The organism is Bacteroidales bacterium (assembly GCA_035299085.1).
Classification (GTDB): Bacteria; Bacteroidota; Bacteroidia; order Bacteroidales; family UBA10428; genus UBA5072.
In genome coordinates this window covers 46,892-57,601 of the sequence record DATGXG010000023.1, presented here as the reverse complement: position 1 = coordinate 57,601, position 10,710 = coordinate 46,892, and the positions used below count along the sequence as shown (strand labels likewise).

Below are 10,710 nucleotides of genomic sequence, written 5' to 3'. Positions count from 1 at the left end.
TTTTCCAAATTTAGGAAGAAATGTTCAATGTTTGAAGTTTGATATTTGAAGTTTGAAGTTTTGAGGGATCAGGGAACAAAGATGTGCTAGGCGAAGTTTTCAACTACCGAACACCGAATACCAAACACTGATTTGCAATGTTCTGCCTGTGCGGGCAGATTGCTTCGTCGCTTTACTTCCTGCCATAATCAAAGTTTTTCAGGCTCCTCGCAACGACGGCTGTGGTCAGCTCTTCTGCCTGATCTTCAGCTTTTGGCCGGCCTGTATTTTGGAAAGGTTCGAAAGGTCGTTCCACTGTTTGATCTCGGATTCGGTAACGCCGTACATTTTCATGATATCCCAGATCGTATCGCCTTTCTTAACGGTATACGTTACATAGGTTCCTGTATGCGGTGTGGCATCGGCTGTGGCATTGCTGTCGATTGTTGCAGTAGAAGGTGCAGGTGCTGTCCCTCCGGCCCTGGCCTGTTTGGCAGCAAATGAAAGCTTGTTGATGTCTTCATACCGGGAGGCTTTGCTTTTGGGCACATACACGGCAAGTCGCTGTCCGGCCCTGATGGTGTTATGACGAATGCCGTTCCAGTACCGGAGATCAGAGATCCTGACATTGTACCACATGGAGATGAGTCCCAGGTTATCTCCTGATTTTACTGTATAGGTAAGTTTCGTATAATTTCCCGAGGGCAGCTCTGCTCCGCTTGAAGTGACAGCGCTGGGGGTTGTTGTAACCTTGTCCGGGTCAAAATATACAGAATCTTTATAGGCATAAATATTATTCGACATGTCGATGAACCGGGCAGTCTGATCCAGAGGTAATCTAAGGGCCATTGGATGTCCACCGTTGATCGGGATGATATCCGTGCGGTATTGCGGGTTCATATCTCTCAGAAGTTGGACAGGAATTCCAAGCACTTCGGATACCTGTGCCAGGTGAAGGTTGTTTGTAACCATAATGGTATCGCTGGCCAGCGGGAATGTCATGGGCATGGGCGAAAGGTTGTGCTCCTTGTAATAGTTCATTACGTAGGTTGCAGCAATGAAAGCCGGAACATGTCCCCTGGTTTCCCTTGGAAGATAATAGTAAATTTCCCAGTAGTTTTTCTTTCCTCCTGAACGGCGGATGGCTTTGTTTACATTGCCTGGACCGCAGTTATAGGCCGCAATCACAAGGGTCCAGTCGTGGTAAATATTGTAAAGATCCTTGCAGAAACGAGCGGCAGCGTAAGTCGATTTTATTGGGTCGCGTCTTTCGTCAACCAGTGAATTCACAGTAAGTCCGTATAAGCGGCCTGTTCCGAACATAAACTGCCACAGTCCGACAGCACGGGTACGCGAGTAAGCCCTGGGATTCAATGCCGATTCAATGATCGACATGTATTTCATTTCGTTGGGGATGTCGTAATAATCAAAAATGTCGTCAAAAATGGGAAAATAGTATTGGGCAAGTCCGAGCATTACCGAAACGTTTGCTCTTTTTTGTTTTGTATATACTTCAATGTAACGCCTGACAATCGAGTTATAGGTAAGGTCGACAACGGACGGGATTCTTTTCAGCCTTGCAATATAAACCGAATCAGAGTATTCGGGAACCAGGGAATCGGAACCGACAGTCCAGAAATCAGGATCGCTTGCAAGGGACTGTTCGACATAGTAAAGATTGAGTAAACTATCCAGATTCTGGTCAAAATTCAGATCCGACATGACAGTATCCTCGGGAAAGGAGGGTATTGTATCGGGCGGAGAAATAAAAGAGGAAGCGAAAGAACGGGAAAAGGCAAATGTAAGTGTAAGAAAACCAAATATTAAGCGTTTCATGGAAGTCAGTTTTATGCAAAAATAATCAAAAGCCGATATTTATACGGAGGCCAAGTGATGCGGTTATACCCGTTGTGCCAATGTTTTGTATCACCGCTGGTTCAACCTTCATTGAAAGATCATCCGAAATATCGTATTCAAAAAATGTAGCGTCTACCATGGCGTCAATTACGTTAAGCAGGTAGATGGCTGCAAATCCGGCTATACTCAGGTCCCTGTACCTTCTGTAATAGTCTCGTCCTATTGGCAGGGTGGAATACTTGTATGGGTACCCGTCAATTACAAATACATCATCCGGTCGAGATGCCGGGTTTTCAAACAAAGCATTCCTGAACTTCTTGTATTTGGTTTGATTGTAAGTTATGTAGTACAGGAATGCACCACCTGCACCATATATAAACGGAATTTTCCAGTATTTCTTATTGTAGACCTGGCCTAAACCAGGACAAATCAGAGAATAAATAACGGCTTTCTGAGGACTGTGATGGTGAATAACCGTGTCAGGGTTTGCCTGTGCCACCGAGTCGAACCTTACGGAATCCGCAGAGGTCTGTGCGGTTAACCCAATCCCGGGAAAAGTTATTAATCCTGCAGTCAGCAGACATGCAAGTAGTATATGAGATAATGATTTCCTTATTGCCCTTGTCGAAAACAAAATTTTACCGGTTAATCTTTAAGCCGGTCAAAGATACCGATAATTCTTTCGAGTTCATCATCGGACCGAAAAGGGATAACAATTTTTCCCGAACCGTTATTATTGTGCTGGAAATTAACCTTGGTGCTGAAAAAATCGGAAAGCTGTTCTTTAAGTTCCTCGTAAGGCTGCTGGGTTGTCTTTTCTTCGGGTTTTTCCTCTTTCGGTTGTTTCATCAGGTCGTGTTCGATCTTCCGGGCTAGTTCTTCAACCCTGCGGACAGACAGATCTTCTTCAACAATTTTGTAGAAAAGGTTAAGCTGATGATGGGGATCTTCAACGGCAACCAGTGCACGGGCGTGGCCCATACTGATCTTGTTCTCACGGATGCCGATCTGGATCTCGGCAGGAAGTTTTAACAGGCGGAGGTAGTTGGCAACCGTTGCTCTTTTTTTGCCTACCCTTACGCTCAGGTTCTCCTGTGTAAGAGAACACTCTTCAATGAGGCGCTGGTAGCTGATGGCAATATCCACGGCATTAAGATCTTCACGCTGGATATTTTCAACAAGGGCCATTTCAAGCATGCCCTGGTCGTTGGCGGTACGGATATAAGCGGGAATCTTGCTTAATCCAGCCAGCATGGAGGCCCTGAAGCGTCTTTCACCGGTGATCAGCTGATACCGGCCGTTTTCCAATTCACGGACAGTGATCGGCTGGATCACACCAATTTCCTTGATGGATGAAGAAAGCTCTTCGAGAGCTTCCTGGTCAAACACAGTGCGGGGCTGAAACGGGTTAGCTTCAACCATGCTGATATCTATTTCGGTTCCTCCGGCAATCGTCTTCTCAACCAGAACTTCATTCGGTTCTGCTTCTTCGATAAGCGCACCCAAACCTCTTCCTAATACATTTTTCTTTGTTGCTGACATAGGCTCTTATTCGATGATTTTTTTGGTTTCAGGGATCTTCGTGTCACCGTTCTTTTGCAGGACTTCCCTTGCAAGATTCAGGTAATTCAGTGATCCCTTTGATTCGGCGTCATACATCACAACCGGTTTTCCGAAGCTCGGTGCTTCACTGATCTTGATGTTGCGCTGGATAATGGTATCAAATACCATTTGCTGGAAATGCCGTTTCACTTCTTCAACTACCTGGTTGGAAAGGCGCAGGCGTGAATCATACATGGTAAGAACAAATCCCTCAATTTCGAGTTCCGGGTTGAGCCTGCTCTGGATGATCTTGATTGTGTTCAGTAGCTTGCCGAGACCTTCCAATGCAAAATATTCACATTGAACCGGGATAATAACCGAATTAGCGGCCGTAAGCGAGTTTACGGTGATCAGACCGAGCGAAGGAGAACAGTCGAGCAGAATATAATCGTATTTTTTTTCGATTTTATCGATCACAGCCTTAAGCATTCTTTCGCGATTGGGCATATTGAGCATTTCGATCTCGGCACCGACAAGGTCAATGCTGGATGGTAAAAGATCGAGCCCTTCAATCTCACTGTTCAGGATGACATCATTGGGATTCACCTCGTCGATCAGGCATTCATAAATGCCGGTTTTAATATTCTTGACATTAAAACCTGTTCCCGATGTGGCATTGGCCTGAGGATCCGCATCAATCATCAGTACTTTCTTTTCAAGTACAGCCAGACTTGCCGCAAGATTAATCGTTGTGGTGGTTTTTCCGACTCCACCTTTCTGATTTGCAATGGCTATGATTTTTCCCATGTATCTATTCTTTGTTTTTCAATATTAATCGGCATCCTAAGCGGGTTCAAAAATACAATTTAATAATTCGCCTATTTTTTAATTAAACGAACCTTTTGTAAACAATAAATTTTCATTTATGAACAAGATATTAACAATCGAGCCTATGCTCCTGACTGTTAATAAAGTACTTCAAAACTTTGATATTCAATAATATAGGTATTAACAATTACAGCTGATAACAGGTTTATAAACGGGTCAACTTTGTGGGTTTGAGAGGGAATCAAAGGGCGGGAATGAGTTCAATTTCGTACAGCACCGGCCAGTTTTTGCCTGTAATATATAAATGTCCGGTTGAAGGATTATAGGCAATTCCATTGAGGACCTTGTCGTAATCATTCTGAAATCCTTTGGGCATAAGGTCTTTGCAGTCGAGCTGACCCAGCACTTTGCCGGTTGAGGGATCGATAATGACAATAAAGGTTCTGCCATATACATTGGCAAGTACTTTACCTTTAATGAATTCTATTTCATTCAGTGAATCGATCATGCCCTTATTATCAAAAACATTCACCAGGTCGACCTGTGTGAAGAATTCTGGATCGATAAAGTACAGGCCCGCTGAGCCGTCTGTCATAATAAGCATGTCATTGTCCGTTGTAAGCCCCCAGCCTTCCTTGAGCGGATAATCAAAGCTCCTGATCTGGCTTAGGGTTTTCCGGTCATATACATACCCAACCTGGGATTTATAGGTCACCTGGTACAGTTCGTTTTTAAACAGGGCAATACCTTCACCGAAGATCTTTGCCGGAAGAGGCACAAGCTTTACCGGTTCACCTGTTCTAATATTTACTATTCTTACTGAAGAGCGGCCTTCGATTCCCGTGCTTTCATAGAGCACTCCGTTATCATAAATCAGTCCCTGGGTATACGCCTGGTTGTCATGAGGGTATTTGGCGATTACCTTGTATTTATAGGAAAGCGGCACCACATCCGAAAGGATTACAAGATTTGTATTGTGTGATTCCTGAAGGCTGTCGCTGTAAAAAATCTGTAAACGCAGGGTAGTCTGTCCCATCCTGCTTTTTTCCGAGCTCCAGTCGATTTTACCCGGATTGCCTTTAACTGACATAGCCCTGTCCTTTCCTGAGAAAAGAGTTATGGAGTCAACTTTTGCCGTGGTGTCATTTATTTTATAGGCGATTGTAACCACGTCGCCGCAATGGATCACCTTGTTTGGTTCGGGAGAAACCAGCGAAAAGACAGTGGGTTTTTCAGGAGTAGTTTTTTGTTCACCTTCGGGTGATGATTTTCTGCAGCAGCTGAGCAGGGGAATAAGAATAAGAACCAGAATTGCATACAGCCAGAAACCTGTTTTGTTCATACCCCTTATAGTTTTACTGGAAAAGTTTTTTCAATCGACTGCCCACCCTGTTGTTATTTTTAGCGAGGTTGCTGAGTTCATTATATTCCGAATCGGCGTACTCAGGGTTCAGGATCTGCCATATTTCACTCCACCCAGGGAATCCACCCACATTACGGTCATCAATGAACAGATCGGCATCAATTTTACGACTGCTTGATTCGGGTTCAAATACCTCTTCAGGGTAACTTTTATTTACGGCATAGAATTCGATTCCTTTTTTCTTACAGTATTCCACCGCTTCGTTGAGCTCTTTTCCGTGCCTGAACGTCCAGAGTATAAGGTGGTGTCCCAGTTTTTGCAATTGTTTTAAGGTCTCAAAAGCAAAAAGTTTTTCTTCACCTATCTGGGGATAACGATGTTCCACTATTGTTCCATCAAAATCGACTGCAATTTTCATATAGCTGTTTTGTCAAATGTATGCAAGTAACAAAAATATACAATTAAACACAAATTAAGTTTACATTTGTAGTGAAGTGAAGCGATTTCCCATATTTTATTGATGTTATGAAAAGAGGTTTACCCAGTTTCTTTACTTCCCTGGGACTTATTTCAGGGTGTATATCCATTGTGTTTTCAATTGCCTATGGCAATCTTACTCTGGCGGGCTATTTCATCCTCATAGCCGCTTTTTTTGATTTCATTGACGGGTTTACCGCACGAATGGTGAATGCCATATCCGATTTCGGGAAACAGCTTGATTCGCTTGCCGATGTGGTAAGTTTTGGCGTTGCCCCGTCGATGATCATTTACCAGATCATTGAACTGGCGTTTGTGCAGAGTTCCACCAGCTTTGACAAATATAACCCTACAACAGGCCAGCATATTATTCTATTTAGTTCGTTTATCCTTGCTGTATTTTCAGCTCTCAGGCTTGCCAAATTCAATCTTGATCCCGGGCAGTCGAAGAGTTTCAGGGGCTTGCCCGTTCCGGCCAACGCTATCTTTTTTGCAGGAATCGGGTTTATCGTGGAATCCAATGTCTGGTTGAGCCATCAGATTGTCAGTTCCGTCTGGATTCTGCTGGCACTGGTTGTGTTGTTTTCATACCTCCAGGTGTCCAATATCCGCATGTTCTCTCTTAAGTTTTCTTCATACGGGTTTAAAGCCAATGCTGTCCAGTACCTGTTCCTCCTCGTATCGGCGGTTTTGCTTGTGTTATTTCACCTCCCTGCGCTTTCACCGATTATTGTGCTGTATGTGTTGGTTTCGGTTGTGACCATTGGGAAAAACAAATAGATAATCATCAAAATTATTTTACGGCCACCGGCTTTATTTGCAGTTAAGAAATCCAATATTCAAATTCAGCCACTCCAATTCAAGTATCACCACAAACGCGGTGAATCATTGAAAAACGAAATGACACCGAGATCAACCACGGAGTGGTTGAATATGAATAGCTCCGGCTGAAAGCCGGTGGTGTTTACGGCATTTTTCTTATCATATGAACTTCTAACCACGGAGTGGTTAAATGTGAATACCATCGGCCTGACGCCCGATGAAATATATTAAGATTATATTAAATTTGATTAGGCAAAAACGTTAATCCCAAATAATTAATCTTATGAACACATTTACCCAAATTCTCTACCAAATTGTCTTTGCGACTAAAAATCATGAGAAAAACCTAATTGATCAAAACCGAAAAGCACTATTCCAATACATTTTCGGAATTCTTAACGAAAAAAAATGTCATTTATATCGGATTGGAGGTGTACGTGATCATATACATATAGTAACTCATGTGCATCCAACTGTTGCCTTATCAGATCTTGTGCGGGATATAAAGGTTGCGAGTTCAGGTTTTATTAAAGATCAACATCTTTTCCCGAATTTTTCAGGATGGCAGGATGGGTACGGTGGGTTTACCTATTCAATCGAAGCGAAGGATAATCTTATAGAATATGTAAAAAATCAGGAAGAGCATCATCGGAAAAGGACTTTTAAAGAGGAATTGATTGCATTATTAAAAGAGCATGGAATTCCATATGATGAAAAATATTTGCTGTAAAGTAATACAATTTTCAAATTCAACCACTCCGTGGTTGAGATGAACATATATTTCCGTCATCACCGGCTTACAGCCGGCGCTATTCATGTATCACCGCTAACGCGGTGAGTAGTGGGAGAAATATTGAATTATCGTTATCATCACCGGCTTTACAGCCGGCGCTATTCATGTATCACCGCTAACGCGGTGAATCAGAAGCAGGGATCAACCACGGAGTGGTTGAAAATGAATAGCTCGGGCTGAAAACCGGTGGTCAAAAAATCCTTCTTAACCTATTTACTCTTCCTCTCAAAAAACACAAGCGCGATCCTTACGGCGAACCAGATAAGGATGATCAGCAGGGGCCAGCTGAGTAACAGGAATATTGAATTTGTATACATACCTTAGTAAACGTGTGTTTCGGTTTTCATTTCTTCTGCCGTAATCTTTTCGCGGTTCAGCGCCCTCCATGCATACCACAGGTACAATACCACAAAGGGAACAAACAGCGACACATAACTCATGGCGGTCAACGTATACCTGCTTGAGCTGCTGTTTTCAATTGTAAGGGAACTCTGTAAATCATAAACCGACGGATAATAAGCGGTATGGTTATATCCTGCCAGCAGAAACAAACCGAAAACAGTGAGGATTGTGCCCACACCCGAGAACCAGATCCCTTTTTGATAGTTTTCAGTTAGCATGGTTTTGCCTATACCGTAAAGAACAAGAGCCACACCACCCAGGAAAAGCAACGCAACCAACGGCACCTGTACCAGGTTATGCAGGTATTTGAATTTTTCCATGCTTACCACTGAGGTGGATGGATCGACTGCAAAGCCTTTTTTGGTAAGGAGCAGAACCAGGAAAGTAAGAAATACGACAATAAAGGGTATTGTATTCCGCAATACCGATTTATGGGCCCTCAGCACAATTTCATCATGATTGATGCTGTTGATGAAGTATAAACCAGCGAGGATACGTGATAAGAAAAACACACTCAATCCGAGTGCCATGTTCTGGATATTGAAAGCGGCCTCAAGTCCCCTGTAAGGTCCCTGCCATCTCGAAATAACCGGGTCGGTCACTTGGGTGATACTTTTGAAATCCACACTGAATGAGGAACCTGTAAAAAAGGTACCGACGGCAGTACCCACAAGGATGGTGCCCACTGCGCCGTTGATGAAAAGAAAGATTTCGAAGGTCCTGTGACCGAAAATATTTGCCGGTTTCGATCTGAATTCATACGAAACAGCCTGCAGAATGAAGCAGAAAAGGATCAGGATCCATACCCAGTAAGCACCTCCAAAGCTTGTGGAATAAAATAGCGGGAATGAGGCAAAAAAGGCACCGCCAAAAGTCACCAGCGTGGTAAAGGTGATTTCCCATTTACGACCCAGGCAATTGACAAGGATTGTCCGTTCCGATTCATTTTTTCCGAACGAATAAATCAGGGTCTGGCCGCCCTGGACAAAAAAGAGGAACACGAGGAGGGCACCGAGTAATGATATAATGGCCCACCAGTAATGTTGCAGAAATAAATATGATATTGATTCAAACATGGAAAGGTCCTCCTTTTTATTTAGGTCCGTTTTTAATCTGGCGCACCATAATGCTGATTTCGGCAGTAAGCAGAATGGTAAACAATGTGGCAAACAGGAAGAAAGTGATCTGCACCGATGAAGCATTTATTTTGGATATGGCGGCCATTGTAGGCAGAAGATCCTGAATTACCCATGGCTGGCGCCCCATTTCCGTGAGAACCCATCCACTCTGCGATGCCAGGTAGGTAAGCGGGATTGTCCACAAAGCCAGGCGCAGCAGGAACCTGTTATTCTCAAGGTTATTCCTGAAAACAGCCACTATTACCCACAGCAAAAGCAGAACGAAGTAAAACCCCAGGACTACCATGATGTGAAAGCTGTAAAAAGCCACCGGTACACTGGGAATCGCATCCTGCGGCGAATTCAGGAATCCGTAACCAAAATACCTGAAATAGTTATCGTTGAACTGCGGATCGGAAAACTTCTCCTTTAGTTCGTTATACGTGGCCATATCCTTTGAATCGCGGGCTTCCTTAAGCCTTGCAAGTGTTTCACGGGCTTCGCGGCCTCTTTCCATTTTCTGGCTTACCGAAAGCAATTCGCGCTCCGGATTGCCGTTAACCAGGTCGTTAATGCCGGGGATATAGGCATCAAATTTACCGAAGGCCATATAAGAAAGGAAGTTCGGTATTTCTATTTTAAAGGCAAAGTCTTTTACATTATGGGGTTCATTTTCACCGGGCGCTGCCGATAACACGCCGATTGTGATGAGCGGAACGCCTTCTTCACCGTCATAGAGTCCTTCAAAAGCGGCAAATTTCATCGGTTGCACACGGGCAATCTGCTTTGCAGAACCGTCACCTGAAAATATCAGCATGACGGACGAAAGCAGTCCGAACACAGCAGCAATAAGCATACTCCTTTTCGCCAGCTGAACATTCTGTTTTTTAAGAACATACCATGAGCTGATTCCGATTACAAAAATGGCCGATAATACATAGCCTGATGTAATGGTATGCATGAACTTGTTTATGGCAAAAGGCGACAGCAGCACATCCCAGAAGTTGACCATTTCATTACGGGCAGTGTCGGGATTAAAATGCATTCCCACCGGGTTCTGCATCCATGCATTAGCGACAAGGATCCACAAGGCTGAAAGGTTTGAGCCGAAAGCAACAAGCCAGGTGGAAAGCAGGTGAAATTTTTTGCTCACCTTATTCCAGCCGAAGAACATGACGGCAATGAAGGTGGATTCAAGGAAAAACGCCAGTATTCCTTCAATGGCAAGGGGGGCACCGAAAATGTCACCCACAAACCATGAGTAATTCGACCAGTTGGTGCCGAATTCAAATTCAAGAATGATTCCCGTTGCCACCCCGATGGCAAAGTTGATTCCGAAAAGGGTCATCCAGAATTTTGTAATGCGCTTCCATTCTTCATTTCCCGTTTTTACATACAGTGTTTCAAGAATGGCTATAATAAAGGAAAGTCCAAGCGTTAACGGTACAAATATCCAGTGATACATGGCCGTTAGTGCAAATTGTGCGCGCGACCAGTCAACCACTGACGGGTCAATTACCTGATGCATA

The 10,710-nt window shown here is 43.7% G+C and carries 10 protein-coding genes; 2 read left to right on the top strand and 8 right to left on the bottom strand.

The window, feature by feature from the left end; all coding sequences use genetic code 11:
- Positions 1-225 precede the first annotated feature (225 nt).
- The 6 genes from VK179_06480 to VK179_06455 all read right to left on the bottom strand — a co-directional run bounded on the left by VK179_06480 (position 226) and on the right by VK179_06455 (position 5,987).
- Complete coding sequence (locus VK179_06480) at positions 226-1,815, bottom strand: LysM peptidoglycan-binding domain-containing protein (GenBank protein ID HLO58369.1); 1,590 nt, start codon at positions 1,813-1,815, stop codon at positions 226-228.
- 25 nt (positions 1,816-1,840) lie between these two features.
- The gene (locus VK179_06475; GenBank protein HLO58368.1) at positions 1,841-2,470 is read right to left on the bottom strand and encodes a DUF5683 domain-containing protein; all 630 of its coding nucleotides are present in this window, start codon (positions 2,468-2,470) and stop codon (positions 1,841-1,843) included.
- An 11-nt stretch (positions 2,471-2,481) separates the two neighbouring features.
- Positions 2,482-3,378 carry a ParB/RepB/Spo0J family partition protein gene (locus tag VK179_06470; GenBank protein ID HLO58367.1) on the bottom strand — a complete coding sequence of 299 codons (897 nt, stop codon included), beginning with the start codon at positions 3,376-3,378 and terminating at the stop codon, positions 2,482-2,484.
- A gap of 6 nt (positions 3,379-3,384) precedes the next feature.
- Complete coding sequence (locus VK179_06465; protein HLO58366.1) at positions 3,385-4,185, bottom strand: AAA family ATPase; 801 nt, start codon at positions 4,183-4,185, stop codon at positions 3,385-3,387.
- A gap of 262 nt (positions 4,186-4,447) precedes the next feature.
- Positions 4,448-5,548 (bottom strand): glutaminyl-peptide cyclotransferase, encoded by a 1,101-nt coding sequence (locus tag VK179_06460; GenBank protein ID HLO58365.1) that lies wholly within the window; start codon positions 5,546-5,548, stop codon positions 4,448-4,450.
- A gap of 13 nt (positions 5,549-5,561) precedes the next feature.
- Entirely contained in the window at positions 5,562-5,987 is a 426-nt protein-coding gene (locus tag VK179_06455; protein HLO58364.1) for a hypothetical protein, read from the bottom strand.
- Between the two features lie 107 nt (positions 5,988-6,094).
- Here VK179_06455 and pssA point away from each other — a divergent pair, with 107 nt between their 5' ends.
- Together pssA and tnpA are read left to right on the top strand one after the other, a co-directional pair.
- Positions 6,095-6,826 carry a CDP-diacylglycerol--serine O-phosphatidyltransferase gene (gene pssA, locus VK179_06450; protein ID HLO58363.1) on the top strand — a complete coding sequence of 244 codons (732 nt, stop codon included), beginning with the start codon at positions 6,095-6,097 and terminating at the stop codon, positions 6,824-6,826.
- 325 nt (positions 6,827-7,151) lie between these two features.
- A complete protein-coding gene (gene tnpA, locus VK179_06445; protein ID HLO58362.1) occupies positions 7,152-7,598 on the top strand; it encodes an IS200/IS605 family transposase in 447 nt (148 codons plus the stop codon).
- Positions 7,599-7,981: 383 nt separating this feature from the next.
- On the opposite strand, the gene VK179_06440 is transcribed toward tnpA, so the two are convergent.
- Complete coding sequence (locus tag VK179_06440; GenBank protein HLO58361.1) at positions 7,982-9,139, bottom strand: cytochrome d ubiquinol oxidase subunit II; 1,158 nt, start codon at positions 9,137-9,139, stop codon at positions 7,982-7,984.
- A gap of 16 nt (positions 9,140-9,155) precedes the next feature.
- A complete protein-coding gene (locus VK179_06435) occupies positions 9,156-10,709 on the bottom strand; it encodes a cytochrome ubiquinol oxidase subunit I (protein HLO58360.1) in 1,554 nt (517 codons plus the stop codon).
- Position 10,710 lies beyond the last annotated feature (1 nt).

What these genes read in the sequence shown, in the direction of transcription:
- VK179_06480 (HLO58369.1), bottom strand. Translation starts at nt 1,815, where the DNA reads ATGAAACGCTTAATATTTGGTTTTCTTACACTTACATTTGCCTTTTCC.
- VK179_06470 (HLO58367.1), bottom strand. Translation starts at nt 3,378, where the DNA reads ATGTCAGCAACAAAGAAAAATGTATTAGGAAGAGGTTTGGGTGCGCTT.
- VK179_06465 (HLO58366.1), bottom strand. Translation starts at nt 4,185, where the DNA reads ATGGGAAAAATCATAGCCATTGCAAATCAGAAAGGTGGAGTCGGAAAA.
- VK179_06460 (HLO58365.1), bottom strand. Translation starts at nt 5,548, where the DNA reads ATGAACAAAACAGGTTTCTGGCTGTATGCAATTCTGGTTCTTATTCTT.
- VK179_06455 (HLO58364.1), bottom strand. Translation starts at nt 5,987, where the DNA reads ATGAAAATTGCAGTCGATTTTGATGGAACAATAGTGGAACATCGTTAT.
- pssA (HLO58363.1), top strand. Translation starts at nt 6,095, where the DNA reads ATGAAAAGAGGTTTACCCAGTTTCTTTACTTCCCTGGGACTTATTTCA.
- tnpA (HLO58362.1), top strand. Translation starts at nt 7,152, where the DNA reads ATGAACACATTTACCCAAATTCTCTACCAAATTGTCTTTGCGACTAAA.
- VK179_06440 (HLO58361.1), bottom strand. Translation starts at nt 9,139, where the DNA reads ATGTTTGAATCAATATCATATTTATTTCTGCAACATTACTGGTGGGCC.
- VK179_06435 (HLO58360.1), bottom strand. Translation starts at nt 10,709, where the DNA reads ATGCATCAGGTAATTGACCCGTCAGTGGTTGACTGGTCGCGCGCACAA.